The 19571-nt window shown below is 72.0% G+C and carries 13 protein-coding genes; 7 read left to right on the forward strand and 6 right to left on the reverse strand.

The window, feature by feature from the left end; genetic code table 11:
- The first annotated feature begins 10 nt into the window (after window positions 1-10).
- Window positions 11-2188, forward strand: a complete 2178-nt coding sequence (locus N8I87_RS34325; protein WP_263214653.1) for a discoidin domain-containing protein — start codon at window positions 11-13, stop codon at window positions 2186-2188.
- Window positions 2189-2414: 226 nt separating this feature from the next.
- Window positions 2415-3884 carry a VMAP-C domain-containing protein gene (locus N8I87_RS34330; RefSeq protein ID WP_263214655.1) on the forward strand — a complete coding sequence of 490 codons (1470 nt, stop codon included), beginning with the start codon at window positions 2415-2417 and terminating at the stop codon, window positions 3882-3884.
- A gap of 49 nt (window positions 3885-3933) precedes the next feature.
- Here the strand turns inward: N8I87_RS34330 and N8I87_RS34335 are convergent, their stop codons facing one another.
- On the reverse strand, window positions 3934-4125 hold the full coding sequence (locus N8I87_RS34335; RefSeq protein ID WP_263214656.1) for a hypothetical protein: 192 nt from the start codon (window positions 4123-4125) through the stop codon (window positions 3934-3936).
- Between the two features lie 361 nt (window positions 4126-4486).
- Here N8I87_RS34335 and fxsT point away from each other — a divergent pair, with 361 nt between their 5' ends.
- Complete coding sequence (gene fxsT, locus N8I87_RS34340; protein ID WP_263214658.1) at window positions 4487-8446, forward strand: FxSxx-COOH system tetratricopeptide repeat protein; 3960 nt, start codon at window positions 4487-4489, stop codon at window positions 8444-8446.
- Between the two features lie 10 nt (window positions 8447-8456).
- Here fxsT and N8I87_RS34345 read toward each other — a convergent pair whose 3' ends face one another.
- The 3 genes from N8I87_RS34345 to N8I87_RS34355 form a co-directional block, all read right to left on the reverse strand.
- Window positions 8457-10268, reverse strand: coding sequence for an HEXXH motif domain-containing protein (locus N8I87_RS34345; RefSeq protein ID WP_263214659.1), 1812 nt, complete (start codon window positions 10266-10268; stop codon window positions 8457-8459).
- 18 nt (window positions 10269-10286) lie between these two features.
- Window positions 10287-10469, reverse strand: coding sequence for a hypothetical protein (locus N8I87_RS34350; protein WP_263214661.1), 183 nt, complete (start codon window positions 10467-10469; stop codon window positions 10287-10289).
- A gap of 114 nt (window positions 10470-10583) precedes the next feature.
- Window positions 10584-11699: a serine protease gene (locus tag N8I87_RS34355; RefSeq protein ID WP_263214662.1), complete on the reverse strand. Its 1116-nt coding sequence runs from the start codon at window positions 11697-11699 to the stop codon at window positions 10584-10586.
- 254 nt (window positions 11700-11953) lie between these two features.
- Between N8I87_RS34355 and N8I87_RS34360 the strand changes: the two genes are divergently transcribed.
- Both N8I87_RS34360 and N8I87_RS34365 read left to right on the forward strand, forming a co-directional pair.
- Window positions 11954-12124: a hypothetical protein gene (locus tag N8I87_RS34360; protein ID WP_263214663.1), complete on the forward strand. Its 171-nt coding sequence runs from the start codon at window positions 11954-11956 to the stop codon at window positions 12122-12124.
- Between the two features lie 255 nt (window positions 12125-12379).
- Complete coding sequence (locus N8I87_RS34365; RefSeq protein WP_263214664.1) at window positions 12380-13858, forward strand: aKG-HExxH-type peptide beta-hydroxylase; 1479 nt, start codon at window positions 12380-12382, stop codon at window positions 13856-13858.
- Window positions 13859-13899: 41 nt separating this feature from the next.
- Here N8I87_RS34365 and N8I87_RS34370 read toward each other — a convergent pair whose 3' ends face one another.
- Complete coding sequence (locus N8I87_RS34370; protein WP_263214666.1) at window positions 13900-14208, reverse strand: trypco2 family protein; 309 nt, start codon at window positions 14206-14208, stop codon at window positions 13900-13902.
- 122 nt (window positions 14209-14330) lie between these two features.
- Here N8I87_RS34370 and N8I87_RS34375 point away from each other — a divergent pair, with 122 nt between their 5' ends.
- Entirely contained in the window at window positions 14331-14765 is a 435-nt protein-coding gene (locus N8I87_RS34375; protein ID WP_263214667.1) for an effector-associated constant component EACC1, read from the forward strand.
- Complete coding sequence (locus tag N8I87_RS34380; RefSeq protein WP_263214669.1) at window positions 14762-17971, forward strand: caspase, EACC1-associated type; 3210 nt, start codon at window positions 14762-14764, stop codon at window positions 17969-17971. Before N8I87_RS34375 ends, N8I87_RS34380 begins: the two co-directional genes overlap by 4 nt.
- Before the next feature lie 5 nt (window positions 17972-17976).
- On the opposite strand, the gene N8I87_RS34385 is transcribed toward N8I87_RS34380, so the two are convergent.
- Window positions 17977-19554, reverse strand: a complete 1578-nt coding sequence (locus tag N8I87_RS34385) for a protein phosphatase 2C domain-containing protein (protein ID WP_263214670.1) — start codon at window positions 19552-19554, stop codon at window positions 17977-17979.
- Between the last annotated feature and the right edge of the window lie 17 nt (window positions 19555-19571).

The raw sequence follows: 19571 nt of genomic DNA on the forward strand, positions 1-19571 counted from the left end.
GGATCAGCACATGCAGCAGAGCACCCCCAGACATGTCAGGCGTGTGCCGGCCATCGGCGCGGCCGTCGCCCTCGCCGCCGGTATGCTCGTCGCCCTCGCCCCGGCCGCCCACGCGGCAGCGGGCGCCTCCCTCCCCTTCACCTCCGTCGAGGCCGAGTCGGAGACCACCGACGGCACGAAGATCGGGCCCGACCACACCCAGGGCACCCTCGCCTCCGAGGCCTCCGGACGCCAGGCCGTCCGGCTCGGTTCGGGGCAGCGGGTCGAGTTCACCGTGCCTCGCGCCGCCAATGCCGTGAACGTCGCCTACAGCGTCCCGGACGGTCAGTCCGGCACCCTCGACGTGTACGTCAACGGCACCAGGCTCGCGAAGTCCCTGCCCGTCACCTCGAAGTACTCGTACATCGACACGGGCTGGATCCCCGGCGCCAGGACACATCACTTCTTCGACAACGCCCGGCTGCTGCTCGGCCGGGACGTCGAGGCGGGCGACACGATCGCGTTCCAGTCGACCGGCACGCAGGTCACCGTCGACGTCGCCGACTTCGAGCAGGTCGCCGCGGCCGCGTCGCAGCCCGCCGGTTCGGTGTCGGTCGTCTCCAGGGGCGCCGACCCCAGCGGCCAGGGTGACTCCACCCAGGCGTTCCGGGACGCCATCGCGGCCGCACAGGGAGGAGTGGTCTGGATCCCGCCGGGTGACTACCGGCTGACCTCCTCGCTCAGCGGTGTGCAGAACGTGACCCTCCAGGGTGCCGGCAGCTGGTACTCCGTCGTGCACACCTCCCGTTTCATCGACCAGTCGTCCTCCGCCGGGAACGTCCACATCAAGGACTTCGCGGTGCTGGGCGAGGTCACCGAGCGGGTGGACTCGAACCCGGACAACTTCGTCAACGGGTCGCTCGGGCCAAGGAGTTCGGTGTCGGGCATGTGGCTCCAGCACCTCAAGGTCGGCCTCTGGCTGATGGGCAACAACGACAACCTGGTCGTCGAGAACAACCGCATCCTCGACACCACCGCCGACGGCCTCAACCTCAACGGCACCGCGCGGGGCGTCCGCGTCCGCAACAACTTCCTGCGCAACCAGGGCGACGACTCGCTCGCGATGTGGTCCCTGTACGCGCCGGACACGAACAGCAGCTTCGAGAACAACACCATCTCGCAGCCCAACCTCGCCAACGGCATCGCGATCTACGGCGGCACCGACATCACCGTCAGGAACAACCTGATCTCCGACACCAACGCCCTCGGCAGCGGCATCGCGATCTCCAACCAGAAGTTCCTCGACCCCTTCCACCCCCTCGCGGGCACCATCACGGTCGACGGCAACGCCCTCGTCCGCACAGGGGCCATGAATCCCAACTGGAACCATCCGATGGGGGCGTTGCGCGTCGACTCGTACGACAGCGCCATCAACGCCACCGTGAACATCACCGACACGACGATCACGGACAGCCCCTACAGCGCCTTCGAGTTCGTCTCCGGCGGCGGGCAGGGCTACCCGGTCAGGAACGTCACCGTGGACGGCGCGACGGTGCGCAACACCGGCACGGTCGTGGTCCAGGCCGAGGCCCAGGGCGCCGCCACCTTCCGCAACGTCACCGCCACCGGCGTCGGCGCGGCCGGCATCTACAACTGCCCCTACCCCGCGAACTCGGGTTCCTTCGCGCTCACCGACGGCGGCGGCAACTCCGGCTGGAGCAGCACCTGGTCGGACTGCTCGACCTGGCCCCAGCCCGGCCAGGGCAACCCGGACCCCGACCCGAACCGCAACCTGGCCAAGGGCCGCCCGGCCACCGCCACCGGCTCTCAGGACGTCTACACGCCAGGCAAGGCGGTCGACGGCGACCCGAACAGCTACTGGGAGTCCGCCAACCACGCCTTCCCGCAGTCCTGGACGGTGGACCTCGGCTCGACCGAGGCCGTCCGCCGACTGGTGCTGAAGCTGCCGCCGTCGTCCGCCTGGGGCGCACGGACGCAGACCATCACGGTGCTGGGCAGCACCGACGGTTCCACCTACTCCACGGTGGTCGGCCCGCAGGGCTACCGGTTCGACCCGGCAACCGGCAACACGGCCATCGTCTCCCTGCCGGGTGGTACCAGCCTGCGCCGTCTGCGACTGACGGTCAGCGCCAACACCGGCTGGCCCGCAGGCCAGTTCAGTGAGGTGGAGGCGTATCTGACGTCGTAGGTTCGAGGGGCTTCGCGCTTCGCCGCCCGGATCCGGTCGTATGCGCTCGTGCACAGGGCGCACGGTTCGGCGAAGCGCGGGCCCGCTCCTCGGAAGAGCGGCACCGGCGTGAACCGAATGAATGACAGGAGCGGTGAGGTGCGATGAGGCCCGCACGGCGCGGCCGGATTGGCCTTACCCTGGTCGGCACCGTCAGGGAACCGTGCAGGGTGTCTGGAGGCAACGGGTGGGAGAGCGGAGTCTGGAACGGGTCCGCAACGGACTGGTCGTCTCGATCGTGGACGCGCTGCAGCGCTCGGCCACGGTGAGCCAGCCGGCCAGTCGTGAGGTCTGGCGCGACCTGCTCTCGGGCGAGCTGGGCGCGAGCGTGGAACCGCTCACCGGCGACCGGCTGAGGCCCTGGCTGCTGGCAGTGGCGAGGCAGTGCACCGGCGTCGGTGACGGGCTCGCGTGTCTGGTGCGGTCCCTGGAGTACGTGGAGCAGGGGTCTGCGACGGTCGTGGAACTGTGGCCGCTGGTGGACGAATGGGAGGCCGTCGACTTCTTCCAGGTCGACCTGGGCGCGCTGCGCCCCGTACTGCAGTCCATGGGCTCCGTGAACCTGTCGGCCATGGCCCGGCGGGCCAGCCGGTCCAGAGTCCAGGAGCTGCCCTCCTGGTGCCGTTCGGCCTGGCAGGTGTTCCTGCGGCTGGCCGGGGAGAACACACCGCCCGACGAGCTCGCGCCCAGCCTGGCGTTCCTGTCGCTGTGCGCGGAGTGGCTGGTGGAGGACGGCCGGGCGGAGGCCGCGGAGCAGTTGCGCCGCTTCAACCGCGACCAGGCCGGGCGGCTGGAGGCGGAGGCCCTGCTGACGGCCTGGCAGCACGCGGAGTTTCTCCAGCCGGAGCCCTCCGTGGTGCCCGCCTATCTGCTCATCCAGTTCGAGCCCGACCGGGTCGAGGCCGACCGCTACTACCTCTCGCACTGGCGCCAGTCCGACTCCGAGGGCTGGCATCCGGTGCGTGGGGAGACCGTCCATCTTCGGCGGGACGAACTGCCTGCGGCGGTCGAGGCGCTGATCGAGGAGACCGAGGAGCGGTGGGCGGATCTGCGCCAGCCGGTGTTCCTGGAGTTCGTGCTGCCGTGGGAATTGCTGAACGAGCCTGTGGAGTGGTGGTCGCGGGAGTCCGACTCCTCGCTGCCGACCCCGCTGGTCCTCGACTACCCGGTGGTGGTGCGGAGCCTGGAACGACTGCAGCGGGGTGCCTGGCACCGGCCGTGGTCGGCCAAGTGGCGGCAGCTGAGCGAGCGTCCGGCGGACAGCCGTTCCCACTGGAGCCGTCCCGGGCAGGAGGGGCCGTACTTCTTCCACCTGGAGCGCGAGCTGAAGGAGGACGGCCAGGCGGTGTGCCTGGTGCTCAGCGAGCCACCGGGCGACGACTCGGGAGCGGGGCGGCGAGAGGTGCTGGCCGGGCTGCGGGCGGGGGTGCCGGCGATGCTCTGGCACCGCGGCGACTGCTCCGACGCGGCCTTCCGGGATGCGCTCGGGGACATTCTGGAGGAGCGGAGCCTCGGCAGTCTGGAGGACCGGGTCCGCAAGTGGCGCAACAAGGCGCTGGCCGCCGGGCCGGACGCCTGGGACGGTCATGTCGGCCGGCACCTCGCGATCCTTTTGGACGACCCCGACCGCAAACCGACCCCGCCCGGTCCGGTGTAGGCCCGCCGTGAACGGCCGGAGGGCCCGGTCGGAGGCCGGGGCCCGTCCGTCAGCCGCACCGGCGCCGAGGCGGCCGCCCGAGCCGCCGGACGGCCTGCCCGACGTCCCGCCCGAGCCGCCGGACGGCCTGCCCGACGTCCCGCCCGAGCCGCCGGACGGCCTGCCCGACGTCCCGCCCGAGCCGCCGGACGGCCTGCCCGACGCCCGCCCCGGGGCGCCGGACGGCTCGGCTCACGCTCATGTTGGGCCGACCGGTTTGTTCTCTCCATCCCGCTTCAAGGGGCCCTTTACCGGCCTTGTCTTTCCTGCGGTCGGGCGACGAAACAGCCGAGGAGGCACCCTTGCGCGGTACAAGGAGCGGTGCCACGCTGATACGGCTGCGCGCCCGTGTCCCATTGCCCGACCCGGTCTCCTCTCACCCCTTCCGGCCTGCCGCCTTGCACCTGCGGCAGTCCACTGGCAGGGTGGGCGCGTGGTCACGCGTGCCCGCGCAATGCGCCTCCCCTCCTTCACCCCGGCGACCAGAGCCCCTGGACGCGCAGAGAGTGCTTATGCGGTGTGACGATGACTCACGAGCAGCGGTGGCGCCGACTCCTGACGCTGTGTCTTACGAGGCTGCGCTCGAGGCCCTGAGCGGGCTCGCCGCACCGGACACCGTCGGGCGTTGTGCCGTGCTGCTGGTCGTGGACGACCACGTCACCATGCGGGTGTGGGACGCCGAGGTCGGCCAACTCAAGCGTGGACTGGGCGACTTGGCTCATCTGGGACCGGTGACGAGCACCGAATTGCTGTGCTCCGACGACACCGAACCGGACCGGATCCGATTGGCCGATCTGCCTCCCGCCAAGGCCGATCACCGGGTGGTGCTGGTGCTGACCGACGGCCTCGCCGCGGGCTGGCGGTCGGGCGCGGTGCTTCCGCTGCTGCGCGAACTCGGCGGGATGGGTCCGCTGGCCGTGCTGCAACTGCCGCCTCAGCGGCTGTGGTTCCGTACCGGGCTGGACGTCCACCGGATGCGGTTGCGTGCCGAAGCGCCGTGGACGCCGAACACCAGGCTGCGCTGGGAGATGCGCACCTCGCCGCTGGAGCCCGTCGACGACGGCGACCCGGCAGGCGTGGTGCCGGTCCCCGTCCTGGAGCTGGCCGAGCGGTCGCTGGCCGGCTGGGTCGATCTGGTGACCGGCCGCAGGCCCGGCTGGCTGGAGATGTCGGGCGTTCGCGCGCGCGAGTGGAAGCGGCGGGTGGACGCGGCACGGGCCGTGCCGTGGATCGACGATGTGCCCGACCCCGCGAGCGCCGTGCCCCCGTGGGAGCGCGTCTCGGAGTTCCGGGCGGCTGCCTCGCCCACCGCGTTCGCGCTCGCCACCCGGCTGGCGGCGGCTCCGCTGACACCGTCGGCGATGCGGGCCGTCACCGGGTCGGTGCCCGGCGCCGGACCGGCCCACCTCAGCGAGCTGCTGATGAGCGGCCTGGTGCGGCCCGCGGGCGGGGACGCCGACCGGGCGGCCGGTGTCGCCTTCGCGTTCGGGCCCAACATCCGCCAGGAGTTATTGGCCCTGTCCCGGCGCCGCGACACCGTGCGGGTGCTGCACGAAGTGCGGTCCCTGCTCGCGGCGGCACAGGGGAGCGGCGAACCTGCCGTCATGGAGGGCACCGACGCTGCCGAGCCCGACGCGACCGACACCGGCCAGCCGTTCGACACCGCCCCCGTGCCGCCCGTCACCCTGAGCAATGTCTCCGTCCTGCGGGTCGAACTCGCGGCGCTGTCCGCCCTTTCCGGGCGGTTCCTCACCCGCGCCGGGCGACTTGCACGGGCGCTCGACGAGTACGACCGCCAGCACACCGTCAGCCTGCGCAAGGGCGGCACGGTCCGCAGGCCCGTCCGGCCGGAGGGGCCGGGGCGTTCCGGGCCCGCCGGCTCACGGGCCCCCGAGCAGTCCGCGTCAGCACCCGGGGGGTCCGGGACCACTTCAGAAGGAGCCACGGCCATGACCACCACGCAGCAGCAGCCGACGGTGGAAGGCGGGCACTCCACGCCGCGGGTCTGGGGCAACATCCCGCCGCGCAACCCGAACTTCACCGGCCGCGTGGATCTTCTCGAACGTCTGGGCGAACGGCTGCGCGAGGGCACGACCACCGTACTGCCCGAGGCGATCCACGGCATGGGTGGTGTGGGCAAGACCCAGCTGGCCATCGAATACGCCTACCGGCACCAGTCCGAGTACGACGTCGTCTGGTGGATCCCCGCCGAGCGCCCCGGACAGATCGGGCAGGCCCTGGTGGAACTCGCCCAGCGCCTCGGGCTCGTCAGCAGCGCGGAGGCCAACATCGCCGGACCCGCGGTGCGCGAGGCGCTGCGCGAGGGGCGGCCGTACTCCCGCTGGCTGCTGATCTTCGACAACGCGGACAGCCCGGAGCGGGTGCGCGAGTACTTCCCGACGGGTGGCAGCGGCACCATCCTGGTCACCTCCCGCAACCGCCGCTGGAGCGTGGTCGGCCCCTCCCTCGAGGTCGACGTCTTCACCCGGGACGAGAGCAAGCAGCTGCTGCGCCGGTCCAGGGCCTATGGCGAGGAACTCACCGATCACGACGCCGACCGTCTCGCCGAGGCCCTCGGCGACCTTCCGCTGGCCCTGGAACAGGCGGCGGCCTGGCGGGCGGAGACCGGGATGCCGGTCTCGGAGTACCTGCGGCTGTTCGAGCACAAGCGCAGCGAACTCCTGGAGGTCTCCCCGCCCGCGGACTACCAGCTGCCGGTCGCGGCGGCCTGGAACGTCTCCCTCGACCACCTGGAGACCCGCAGCCGCACCGCGCTGCGCCTGCTCCAACTGTGCTCCTACTTCGCGCCGGATCCGATTTCACGTTCGATCTTCTCGGGGCTGGGAGCGTCCCAGATCGATCCCGAGCTGGACCGGGCCCTCAACGACCCGATGCGACTGGCCCGTGCCATACGGGAGATCAACCGCTACTCACTCGCCCGTATCGACCACCGGACCAACTCGATCGAGATGCACCGCCTCGTCCAGGCGGTTCTGATCCACCGGATGACCCCCGAGGAACAGCAGCGCATGCGCAATGGGGCTCACACACTGCTCGCGGCAGCCGACCCGAAAGGACCCAACCAGCCGGGCAACTGGCTTCGCTACGCGGAGCTGTACGGCCATGTCATCGCGTCCACCGCCGTCGAGTCCGACCAGCCGTGGGTGCGCGAACTGGTGATGAACGTCGCCAAGTACCTGTGGTACTGGGGTGACCACCCCGTTGCCATCGAGTTCTCGGAGCAGGCCTGGGAGACCTGGCAGCGGCTGTTCGGGCAGGAGGACCAGCAGACCCTGCTGATGGGCTGGTGGCTGGGCTTCCTGTATCTGATGGTGGGGCGCCACGACGAGGCCGCGCAGGTCGTGTCCGTCCTCAAGGACGTCTATACCCGTACCGCTCGGGCCGACCAGGAGGACACCCGCGAGGACGCGCTGGTGGCCCTGAACCTCGAAGCGGCGGTACGACGCCACCAGGGCGACTTCAACGCCGGTGCCGAAGTGGACGAGACGGCCTATCAGCGGGCCCTGCGCGCCTTCGGCGAGGACGATCCCACCACGCTGGTCACCTCCCACAACCTGGGGGTCAGCCTGCGGTTGGTCGGCGAGTTCCGGCGTGCCCTGGAAATCGACCGGAGGACCCACGAGATGAAGGTGCGGCTGTTCGGCCGTGACCATCAGCAGTCCCTGGTGACCGAGGCGAGTGTCGCCGTCGATGTGCGCGAGACGGGCGACTACGTCGGCGCGCGCTCCCTCCAGCAGGCCGTCGTCGAGGGCTACCGGACGACTTTCGGGCCCGAGAACCCCACCACGCTGCGGTGCGTGCGCCAGCTCAGCGAGGCCTGCCGGAAAGAGGGCGACCAGGTCAACGCGCTGCAGCTGGCCCGCGAGACATTCGATCAGTTCACCCTCCGCTACGGCTACACGCACCCGGAGTCCCTGACGTCCGCGCTCGCCCTGTCGGTGGCGCTGCGTCACAACGGTGACCTGGAGGGCGCACTGGAGCGCGGGGTGAAGGCCGCGGAAGGCTTCCGTGCCGTCTTCCGGCCGGACCACCCCCATGTGATGGCCGCGGATGTCGACCTCGCGGTGACGCTGCGGCTGCTGGGCCGGGTGGCGGAAGCCAGAGAGCTGGACGAGGCGGCGCTGGCCTCACTGACGGGGCGCCTCGGGGAGAGCCACCCGATCGTGCTGGCCTGCGCCATCAACCTGGCGAGCGACCGGAGCGCACTGGAGCAGGTGGCCGAGGCCCGGGAACTGGGGGAGCGGACGGTGGCGCTGTGCCGGACCCGGCTGGGCGAGGACCACCCGACCACGCTGGTGGGCTCGGCCAATCTCTCCCTCGACCTCATCGCGCTCGGGGAGGAGGCCGAGGCCGAGGCGCTGCGCGCGGACACCCTGGCGCGGATGGAACGGGTCCTGGACGAGCCGCGTCTGCGTTCGGCCGAGTCCGCCCCTCACCCGGCGACCGTACAGGCCCGGGCCAGGCGGCGCCTCGACTGCGACATCGACCCGATGCCGATGTGAGCCGACCGCTTCACCCTTCGGCCGAGCCGAGCCAGGTGGCGAGGCGGACCGGGTCGGGCGCGGTGCCGGTTGCCCGCAGCAGGGCCCGGTGCACGGCTCGGGCCCGCTCCGGGTGCTCACAGAGCAGGCGGGCCGCCGCCGGGTCGGTGCCCGCCATGGAGAGGGCACGGCCGAGGCCCGCCCAGGCCCCGGCCGGGCAGGGTTCGGCCGCCAGGTGTGACAGATAGGCGCGCCGTGCCGCCGTCGCGTCGCCTGCCGCCAGCTGGGCGTCCGCGGTCAGGGCGCCGGCCACCCTGGCGGCCGTCTTCTCGGCGGTGTCGAGTGAGATCCGGTCGTCGTCCATGTCGGCGAGGCGGTAACGGACCAGCACGGACAGGCTGTCGAGCCAGCGTGCCGACGGGTCGGGCACGATCTCGGACTGCATCGCCGGCGAGGGGGGAGGGGCGGCTCCGGCCAGCCAGGCACGGACGGCGCTGTCGACCGCGGGCGCGGGAAGCCGCCTGTGATGGGCGCGCCAGCGGGCGAGGCGGTCGTCGGCACAGAGCCGGGCCAGCGCCAGACACTCCTCGGGTACCGGCTCGGACAGCCACTGTGCGGTTCGGTTGCGCAATGTGGCCAGCAGGGCCGTGCCGAGCGGGGTGAAGCGCGGGTGGCGGTGTATTTGCTCCATTGCCGTGTGCACATGGATGCGCCACAGGGCGAACTCGAAGTGCGCCAGGGCGCCGCGTTCCGTTGTGGCCGCGCGGTGCCCACGCCAGAACGCGGTGATGCCCACGAACGCGTAGATACCTTGGACCAGGCCGTCGAGAGGCCGCGGGTCGTCTCGCCAAGGCGCGTACCACAGCTCCGGTGATGCACCGGTGTCGCGGGTCAGCAGGGGCGACAGGTGCAGCAGGCTGCCGAGCTTCGTGTGCTGGAACTCGTGTACGAGAGTGACGGCCAGCTGGGTGGCGTCGTCCGGTTCCGAGGCCTCGAGTCCGCCGAACGCGTCCCCGGATGTGACACTACGTGGCCGAAACCTTTCCCTTGGGGCTGTGGGAGTCAGCGACAGCCAGCTTTGGCGCATCGCGTCGGCCGTGGTGGGCTGCTCGTCGAGCAGCATTGTCCAGGCTTGCTCCAGCAACTGCCGCCAGAGTGCCGCGGCCTCGTCGGACAGCGGGTGGGGCTCGGTCGGCAGTGGATAGGTCCGGTAGGGGTCCGTGTCGTCCAGGGCGATGGTGAGCCGCCGGCCCTCGGGACCGACCGAGAGCCGACGCACCGGATGCCAGTGCGGGCCCGGCGAACCGAGCGGATACGGTACGGCGACCGTGGCACCGGGCACCTCCAGCACGGCCTTTCCGCTCTCTGCCCGTACGGTGGCCGTGGTCCACGGATCACTCACCGGCAGCACCGCACAGCCGAGCGTCGGCAGCGGTATCCGGCCGTGCCGTACCGGCACGTCGATGGTGAAGTCCAGACCTGCCCGCAGTCCCGCCGCGGCGGCGAGGGCACCGGCATGGCCGAGTACCGTCCGCAGCGGCGGCTCGTCCACGGACGCCGCGCCGCGGAGCCGACGCAGTACGGTGGCCAGCCACATGCCCGTCTGGGGGTACATCAGGAGTTCCCCGACGACCTGAGGAGTGCGGCACTGCGCCCGGCTGAGCAGGTCCCAGGCGGGGCCGAGGTCAGTGGCGTCGTCGAGCATCCGCAGCAGGAGCAGCCGGCGGCTGCGTTCGGCCCCCAGGAGGAGGTCCAGGGTGTCCGGGCCGCCCTCGCCCCGCATCAGCTCCGTCACACCGGGGGCGGGCAGGCGATGATGCGGCAGCGAGGAATCAGTACTCACGAATCGGCCTCGGGCTCGTCAGTCGAAGCGCATCGCCCCGCCGTCGAGTTGACTGACGCTGGCCAGCTGGTGGTCGATCTGCGGCAGCAGCTCCTGTACCGACCCGGCGAGAACTCGGGCGTCAATGGAGCGCAGTGTGTCAAGAGATACCCCCACGAGAACGACCAGGCTGGACTCCACGTCGGACACAGTCGGCTCCATGGCGGCCAAACCCCTTCCCCCGGCTGTGTTGGATGCTGGCTGCTCACATCCTCCTCATCATGACCCGCCGCACGGACTGTGAAACCCCGCGCTCAGCCGGGCGCGCGATATCAGTCACCGTGCGTCCGGTTCGCGCCGGTGACGCCGGGACAGCTCCGTCGCCTCCCGGTCGAGGACGGCCACCCCGGCCGAGTCACCCTCCAACAGCCTTACCGCTTCGAGGAATTGGTCAAGACTCCCCGGATAGTGCAGACAGGTGCGCAGGATGCCGTACACGTCCGGCCGCAGTATGGGCGAGCGGGGACTCATCGCGGCGACGGACGGGTCGATGCCGGACAGTGTGAGGTCGAGGGTGGTGCGGTTGGCGACGGTCGGCAGCACGACCAACGCGTCGGCCAGACCGGCCAGTTCACTGAGCCGGAGGGTGGAGGGCAGATGGGCGAGGGAGACCGGGGACGGCGAGGTCCCGGCGACCGGGTCGGGCCGGGACAAACCGGCCGGGTCCAGAGGCAGCCCGGCGCATTCGTGCAGGGTGCTGAGTTCGGCCGGGTTCAGCAGCGCGTACCAGTGGCTCACCCTCGTGGCCGCGAGTCGGCCCAGCCCGTCCGCCGGGTGGTGGGCGCTGACCAGACCGACCAGCCGCCCGTCCTGCCAGACGGCCGCCCCCGACATGCCCTCCCACGGCGAGCGCCGTGGGTCCGGGTCGGCGGCCGGCGGGGTGACCGCAAGCTCCAGGGTGCCCTCGCGGCGGTTGGACAGGACCGAGGTGAGACCGTTCGCATGGCAGGAGTCGCGGTACTGGGAGGGCGAACCGTCGTTGAGCGACCGCATCCGGTCGGTGCGCAGCTTGAAGCGGGGAAAGCCCAGTGTGCTGCACGGCAGGTGGAGGTCCGTGTCCGGCAGGTCGCCGTAGACCGGGGGCACGGCAGGTGCCGCGTGCGGGCCGGGCGGCGGGTCGGTGATCTCCAGGAGTGCCAGGTCGGCCTTGTCGGAAGCGAGGGCCACCCGGGTCCGCGCGTTCCACTCGTCGGGACGGTCCGCGTCGAACCTGACCCGCACATCGCCCTGTGTCGAGCCCTGTACGACATGTGCGGCCGTGAGCACCCAGCGCGGGCCCACCCGGTAGCCGGAGCCGCGACGGCCGGGACCCTGGGCGCCGCCGGCCGCCCGGACCATCACCTCCGCCACGCGAAGCGGGTCCAGACCGGGGCGTCCGTCCGGCTCCTGCACCGGACTCAGCCCGTCCGCCCCGGATCGGATTCCAGGCCCTGCAACTCAGCGGCGTGGTAAGAGAGTTCGTGCACGCTCCCGTTCTACCCAGGGGGCGCTGACGTGTCACTCGAATCGGGCGGAATTCCGTGCGGCGGCGGTGAGGTGTGGTGCGGATGCGCTAGGGTCGACCAAGTCGTCTGAATACCGCTGAAAGGTGGTATTCAGGCGTATTCTCCGTCACATCCAGATTTATGCGCGACATAGGGACAGCGATGCAGATGCCGGGAGTCGAGTCCGAGCTGGTCGATCTCAGTGGTGTCCGGCTGGACGACTGGCCCGTCCTGGAACTCCCGCAGGCCGACGCCTCCCTGAGCCGGCTGCTCAGCCGGATCGACGACTCCGAGGGCAGCTTCGGCGGCTACCAGCCGCCGCGCGAAGCCTAGGACCGGGGCCGTGTCGCAGCCCACGACCCCACCCCACGCCCTGCCCGCCACCGCTTTCGACGAACTGCTCTCCGGCGCCGGAGGCACGGACGCCGTGGACAGCCTCCGAGCGAGCGAGCGCAGCTGGCGGCTGCTCGCCATCCGTGCGGTGCTGGACGCCGTCGCGGCGGCGCCCCCGCCGGTCCGGCCCCGGCCGCCGACGCCTGGCGGCTGCTCGTCCGGGCCGGGGCGGCCGACCCCACGGCGGCGGAGACGATGCTGGCCTATCCCACGACCGGCACCTGGGCCGCGCACACCCTGCGCCGACTGCGCGGCAGTGCCGGGGACGACGCACCGCTGTGGGTGCACACCGGTCACCTCCACGCCCTCGCGGCGAGCGCGGCGATCCTTGCCGGACTTGAGTTCCGCACGCACGTGCCGGTGCGGCGCGGGTGGGCGGTGCTGCCGCGACTCGGGGCGATGCCGGTGGACAGCGGTGCCGAGTGGGACATCGCCGACGTGCGTGCCGAAGGAGGGGGACGGGTCACCGTCGCCGGACGGCCCGTTTCCGGTCCCGACTGGCACTCCCTCACCGAACTGGCCGCCGACGGCTGCACCTTGTTCCTCGACGACCTCGACCCCTACCGCACCCTGCGCACCCCCGCCACGCCCGAGCCGCTCCCCGCCGACGACTGGAGAGAACTGTTCACCGAGGCCTGGGGCGTGCTGCGGGAGACAGGGCCCGAGGAGGCCCGGGCCATCGCGCGCGGGCTGGCCGTGGTCGTGCCCCGGCCGCGTGCCGAGCGGTACCGGCCCCACAGCGCCTCCTCCGGCGACGCCTTCGGCGCGGCACTGGCCTCCGTCCCGGACGACGCCGAGCAGTTCGCCTCGACCCTGGTGCACGAGTTCCAGCACAACAAACTCGGCGCGTTCATGCATCTGTTCACCCTCCACGAGGACACCGGCGAACAGCGCCACTACGCCCCCTGGCGCGACGATCCGCGCCCTCTCGGCGGCCTGCTGCAGGGTGTGTACGCCTTCCACGGCGTCACCGGATTCTGGCGCCGACGCGAACACCCCCTCGCGGGCTTCGAGTTCGCCCTGTGGCGGACCCAGGCGGCCCACGCCCTGCACTCGATCGCCGACGCCCCCCAACTCACCGCCCTGGGGCGGAGGTTGGTGGCGGAGCTGACCGCGACTCTGCGGCCCTGGCTTGCCGAACCGGTCGATGCCGGCCCCCTGGCCGCCGCCGAACTCGCCGTCGCCGACCACCGGGCGACCTGGCGGGCGTACCATGTGCGGCCCGATCCGCGCGCGGTCCGTGCCCACGCGGAGGCCCTCGCCCGAGGGGCCGCGCCACCCCGCGACACCCCCGCCCCCAAGCTCGTCCCCGGGCGCCCGGTACGCGGCCTGGACACCCGCGCGGTCCTGCTCCGCCGCCTGCTGGCCGACCCCGACGACGTCCGCCGCCTCGGAGCCGACCCCGGGGCCGTCGTCGAGGGCGCCCGCCCCGAGGATGTCGCCCTGGTCACCGGCCGCGTCGGCGAGGCCCTTGACGCCTTCCGGCACCGTATCGCCCGGGGCTGGGGCGACCCCGAGAGCTGGACCGGCCTCGCGCTGGCCGCCCGCGCTACCGGCGACCCGGCGGGAGAGGCCCTCCTGTCCGCCCCGGAACTCGCCATGGCCTTGTACGCGGAGTCGGAGCGGGACCCGCTGGAGCTGGGCCGCGCCCTCGCGCGGCAGGTCGCCGAGTAGCCCTGCGGTCCCGGTGCGGGCCGGCGTGCCCCGGACATCGGTCACCGCTCGCCGTCGACGTCATCTCCCGAGATCAGGACAGTCCGCTGAGTGCCGTCCGGCGTGACCAGCCTCGGCTGCAACGTGACGTTGATCCGATGGGTCTGTGAAGTCGCCACCTTGCCGTCGGCGTTGGCTTCGACGACCCAGAAACGGACCTTGCCGCCGACTCCCGCCTCGCGGCCCACCGTCACGCTCGCCTCGATCTCCACCGGACCGAGCTCGAACCGCACGGGTCCGGCCGGACCGTTCGTCATCGCGGCATACAGCTCCTGCCGTAACTGCACGATCATGTCTGACAGTTCGATCATGCCTCGCTCCTGGTCGCGACCTCAGTGACCAGAATCGTAGCGACGGCCCGGCCGGAACGAGGTCGGTCAGCGGTTTGCCCGAACGTCATATGGTTTGGTCCGGGATCTGCCAAGCTGAGGCGATGAAGCTGGTGGTGGAGATCCTCGGCACTGAGCAGCCGCACATCGAACTCGACGCCCTGCGTCACGACTTGGCCCGCGACCGGGAACTGCGCCCGCTCGCCGTCGAAGCGCGGCCGGCGCCGGGCGTCGGCGGTGCGATGAGCGGCGTCATCAAGGACCTGGTGATGGTGCTCGGCGCGGGCGGGGTGGGCGCCGCCCTGGTCCAGGCCCTCACCGCCTGGCTGGCGGGCCGTCAGCGGAGCATCACCATGAAGGTGACGTGCGGTTCGCGGAGCGTGGAGTTCGAGGTGCGCCAGGCCCGCGACCACCAGGCCGCCCTGGAGGTGTCACGACAGCTGCTCGAACTTCTCGCCCAGGGCGGCGACGAGCCCTCGGGCGAGGGCCGGCAGCCGTCGGGCGAGGAGGATCAGCTCGTCCCCGGTGGCGAAGCGTGATCCACCACCCGGATCCGGCGAAGTCGCGGGCCGTCCTCATCGGAGTCACCCGCTATGCCGACCCCGACTGCTGGCAGCCCCTGCCCGCGGTCGCGACGAACCTCGCCGACCTCAGGGCGGTCCTCACCGATCCGGACCTGTGGGGCCTGCCACCTGAGCACTGCGATGTGATCGAGGACCCCGAGGACCCCTCCGACGTCCTCGTGCCTGTCCTGTCCGCCGCGAACAACGCCGAGGACACCGTGGTGGTGTACTTCGCGGGCCACGGAGCCATCCACAAGTCCCGGCTCGTCCTGCCGACCGTCTCCTCCACCGGCGACACCCTCAGCGCGCGAAAGATCGAGTTCGCCGAAATCAGCGAGTTCGTCACCGAACGCATGGCCCGCCATGCGGTGATCATCCTGGACTGCTGCTGGAGCGGTATGGCGATCGCCATGTCGGACGTGGAGTCGGTGATGGACCGGGAGATCGAGCCCAGCAGCGCCTACATCCTGACCTCGTCCGCCCGCGACAGTGTCTCGATCGCCGTACCGGGCGAGAAACACACCGTCTTCACAGGCGAGTTGCTCAAGACGCTGCGCGATGGTGTGCCCTCACCGGACCGGGCTCTCACCCTGCGCGCCGTCACGACCGCTGTCGTACGAGGGCTGCGCGAGCGGCGGATGCCCCGTCCCCAGTACAGCCAGGCCGGCCGCGGCGACCACCTCGCCCTCGTCCGCAACCGTCAGTGGCGTCCCCCGCCGGACCCCGGCCCCGATTCCGCCGGGGCGGCCGACACCGCGACGCCGGACGCGGTGAGCGTCCCGGGCTCCAGTTGCGTACTGCGGCGCTACCCCGAGCAGTTCGACCCCGTCGAGCCGGACGGAGCCCGTATCACTCCGAGCCTTCTGCTGCGGGCCGACCGCGCCGTCGTCCCCTTCCACGGCCGGGAAGCCGAACTGGTGCACTTCGCCATCTGGCGCGAGGGCGGCGGCGCGCGCCTCGGGGTCCTGTACGCCGGTGGCGGCCAGGGCAAGACGCGCTTCGCCCGCCATCTGGCCGAGGAATGGGCGAAGGAGGGATGGCAGGCCTGGCACGCCGTCCGCCGCCCGAAGCAGGTTTCCGTGCTGCGCGAGGCCACCGGGGTCCGTTGGCGCTCCGGTGGCGCGGGGACACTCGTCGTCGTCGACTACGCCGACCGGTGGCCGACCGAGGAACTGAGTGCGCTGCTGGAGTTCGTCGCCTCGTCCGGTTCCGGCCCCTTACGGGTCCTGTTGCTCGCCCGGATGACCGGTCACTGGTGGACCGCCCTCACCTCGCGTCTGCCGTCCGTCATCGCCCTGCACAACGCCGTCGCCCTCACCTCGCACACCCCTGACCCGAGCCACCGGCCCGCGGAGTTCCAGACCGCGCGCGAGGGCTACGCCCAAGCCCTCGGCATCCCCATCGACCGAGTGCGCCCCAAACCCGTCGACAGACAACCCGACTGGACTCTGCGCGACTTCTCCCTCGTCCTCACGGTGCACATGGCGGCCCTGGTGGACGTGCTGGCACAGCTGTCCGGTACTCCCGCCCCCGTCGATCCGGTCGCCGTGTCGGCGGACCTGCTCGCCCGTGAGCGGGCCCAGTGGGAGGACGTCCTGGGCCACCGCGACTTCCGCGGGCTCACCCTCGACCAGGTCAGACGGGCCGTCTTCGTCGCCACGGTCACCGGCGGACTGCCGGTGCGACAGGCGCGCAAGGCCCTGCGTCGCGCCGGCATCAGGGGCGACGAGGTCATCGACCCGCTGCTCAACCTCCACCGTCAGTGCTATCCGCCCCTCGACGGCGCCCAGAGCGCCGTCCTGGAGCCGCTGTACCCGGACCGGCTGGGCGAGGACTTCCTGGCGCTCACCATCCCCGGCCACAGCGCGGACTACCCCGCCCAGATGGAGGCGCAGGAACTCGCCGAACGGTTGCTTCTCCCGTCGGACTCCGAAGTCGACGGGCCGCCCTGGACGCCGTACGCGATGACCATGCTCGCGGAGACCTCACGCCGCTGGTCCCATGTCGCGAGCGCGGTCCTGCATCCGCTGCTGCGGGACCACCCGAAGCTCGCGGTGCGCGCCGGGGGCACCTTCCTCGCCACCTTCGCCGAGACCACCGAGCACACCGACCTGCTGGTGCGGATCCGCGCGGAGCTGCCCAGACACCGCGGTGCCGACCTCGCGGTCGGAGTCGCCGCGATCGACCGCCGCCTCGCCCCCTACGACGCGGACCGGGCCACCACGGGCGTGGACCTTGCCCGCAGCGCCGACGAACGGGTCCGCTCCTACTCCCGGGCGGGCCAGTCGTACGAGGCTCTCCGTGAGGCCGGCCGCGCGGTCGACGCATGGCGTGTGCTGGCCGAGCACCATCCGGCCGCGTACCGGGCGGCCCTGGCGAGCGCCCTGGCCACGCTCGGATCGCTGGAACTGGGCGACGGACAGACCGAGAAGTCGTGGGAGTCCGTCGACGAGGCGCTGCTGCTCGTCGAGCGGACCGAGGAGCCGGCGCTGAAGCCGACCGAGCGCTCCCGCATCCTCGTGAACATCGCGAGCGTCCTGCATCAGGCGGGCGACGACGAGAGGCGTGCCTCGGCCGTCCGGCTGGCGGAGGAGGCGGTGAAGACCTTCCGCGCGGCCGGCCCGGGATCCGACCGGCGGCACGAGGCCGGGCTCGCGGACGCGCTGTCGGTGCTGTGCGCGGCGTACGGCGGCGTGGGTGACATACCGAAGGCGCGGGAGGCGGGCGACGAGGCGCTCGCGATCCTGGGGCAGCTGCACGCCGGGGGAACGTCCGGCTTCGAGGAACTCAGCGAGGTCCTCGACCTGCTGGGCCGCCTCGCCGCCGATGCGGGCGACCTGCCGACCGCGCTCAGACGGGGCAGGGCCGCGGTCCGCACCCGTGCGCTGCTCGCCGCCGAGAACCCCGCCTTCGAGGAACGCCTCGCGCAGTCGCTGTGCAATCTCGCCGGCTACCACTCCGACCTCGCCCGGCGCGTGTCCGACCCGAGGGAGCACGACAAGGCCGTGGCCCATGCGGAGGAGGCACTGCGGAGGCTGCGGGACCGCCTCGGCCCCGCAGCCGACAGATCCGACGCCGGCGTGCGTGCGGTGGCCGGAGTGCTCGTGAGCATCCTGAGACGGCGCAACCCCGCGGACCCCAGGGCGGACGCCCTGGGGCAACGCCACGGCCTGGCCGGCTGACGGCCTCAGCCGACCCGCGAACCGGGCGAACCGGCTGAGCCGACGGGGCCCGCGTCCCAGAAGCGGTCCTCCTCCGCGGCGGCCGCGTACCCGAAGTCCCACAGGCACACCAGGCTGCGGTCCTCCACCGCCGCCTCCACCTTCGCGACGACACTGGACAGGAACCACGGCAGCGTCGGCTGCCCCGCGGACCACAGATCGGCGAACTGCCGTCCCGTGTCCTCCCGCAGCAGCAGATCGGCCATCGGACGGGTGCACACCACCAGCAGCTCCCGGGGCAGGGTCTCCACCAGGGCACAGTTCACCGCGGTGTTGTCCGGCAGCGGGCCGGCCGTCGCGCCCGCGGCTCCCGCCGCGGCGAACACCTGTTCCCAGCGCCCCTTGCGCAGCCGCAGCACGGACCCGTCGCCGACGCCGAACACGAGATGTGTCCGGGACTTCCCGTCGTCCAGCGGGGTCAGCACGGCCGTCACCCCGGTCGCGGTCGCCCGCTCCGCGGGCGATCCGTCCAGGGCGAGCCACCCGCGCTGCTTGCCCTCCACCTCGACGGCCCGGCCGACACTGCGCAGGGCGAGCCGCAGTACCGCCTGCGCCTCCGGCGGAACGGGATCGGTCGCCGGGCCGTCCAGCGCCGCGGCCAGGACGTCCGCGCCCCGCACCACCTGCGTCTCCAGCGCCCGGCACACATGCGCCGCCGCGGACTGCGACCACGCGCCGTCCGGTGCTCCGGCCGCAACCGTACTCAGCAGATGGCGCCGGCCCCGCGCCGTGGGCATCCGCAGCAGTACGGCGTCGCGGCGGTGCTGCTGCTCCCGTCGGTGCCGGTCTCCGCACGTCGACACCGCGCGGACCACCACCGCGCCCAGATCGGCACCGTCGACGACGCTGTCGGCCACCGCGTCGGCACTCAGCGAGGGGTGCTGGGGCATCACGGGCAACAGGTCGCGGTGGCTCGACAGCGGCTGTGCGGAGGCGCCGCCGGGATCGATCAGACTGCGGATGCGGTCGAGCTGTGCCCGCATGCCCGGATGGCTCATCTGGGCGCTGTCGCGCGGCAGCGCGCGCTCTTCCGCCAGCTTCCGCCGGGACGCCTCCTCGCCCGCCATTCGCTGCGCCTCGTCACGCTGCGACCGGATCTCGGACACCTGATCGGACAGCCGCTTGTGGTCCTTGCGGAGGCGTTCTTGTTTTACCGTCAGTTTGCGGTGCCGCTCGGCGAGTTCATCCCGTGCGACCGCCAAGCGGTCGCGTTCAGTGGCAAGTCGGTCCCGCTCCGCCAGGAGTCCGTCGCGACCACTGCCGAGATCGTCCCGTTCCGTCAGTGCCTCGGCCAACGAGTTCTCGAGCAGCGCCACCCTCGTCCGCGCAGTGTCCCGCTCCCGGACCGCGTCCTCGGCTTCGGCCCGGGCGCGCCGGAGCTCCTGGGCGATGTCCGCCGGCGGCAGCGCCGCCTCCAGGCCGGCGATCTCGTCCCGCAGCTGCCGGCGTTCCCGGCCGAAGACGTGGCGCAGCCGCCAGAGCAGGGCCAGGGCGCCCGCGAGGAGCGCGCCGAGGGCGGTGAGCAGGGCATTCACAACCGTCATCTCGTCCTCCCGGACAG

The organism is Streptomyces sp. HUAS 15-9 (assembly GCF_025642155.1).
GTDB lineage: Bacteria > Actinomycetota > Actinomycetes > Streptomycetales > Streptomycetaceae > Streptomyces.

What these genes read in the sequence shown, in the direction of transcription:
- N8I87_RS34325 (WP_263214653.1), top strand. Translation starts at nt 11, where the DNA reads ATGCAGCAGAGCACCCCCAGACATGTCAGGCGTGTGCCGGCCATCGGC.
- N8I87_RS34335 (WP_263214656.1), bottom strand. Translation starts at nt 4,125, where the DNA reads ATGAGCGTGAGCCGAGCCGTCCGGCGCCCCGGGGCGGGCGTCGGGCAG.
- N8I87_RS34350 (WP_263214661.1), bottom strand. Translation starts at nt 10,469, where the DNA reads ATGGAGCCGACTGTGTCCGACGTGGAGTCCAGCCTGGTCGTTCTCGTG.
- N8I87_RS34360 (WP_263214663.1), top strand. Translation starts at nt 11,954, where the DNA reads ATGCAGATGCCGGGAGTCGAGTCCGAGCTGGTCGATCTCAGTGGTGTC.
- N8I87_RS34365 (WP_263214664.1), top strand. Translation starts at nt 12,380, where the DNA reads ATGCTGGCCTATCCCACGACCGGCACCTGGGCCGCGCACACCCTGCGC.
- N8I87_RS34370 (WP_263214666.1), bottom strand. Translation starts at nt 14,208, where the DNA reads ATGATCGAACTGTCAGACATGATCGTGCAGTTACGGCAGGAGCTGTAT.
- N8I87_RS34375 (WP_263214667.1), top strand. Translation starts at nt 14,331, where the DNA reads ATGAAGCTGGTGGTGGAGATCCTCGGCACTGAGCAGCCGCACATCGAA.
- N8I87_RS34385 (WP_263214670.1), bottom strand. Translation starts at nt 19,554, where the DNA reads ATGACGGTTGTGAATGCCCTGCTCACCGCCCTCGGCGCGCTCCTCGCG.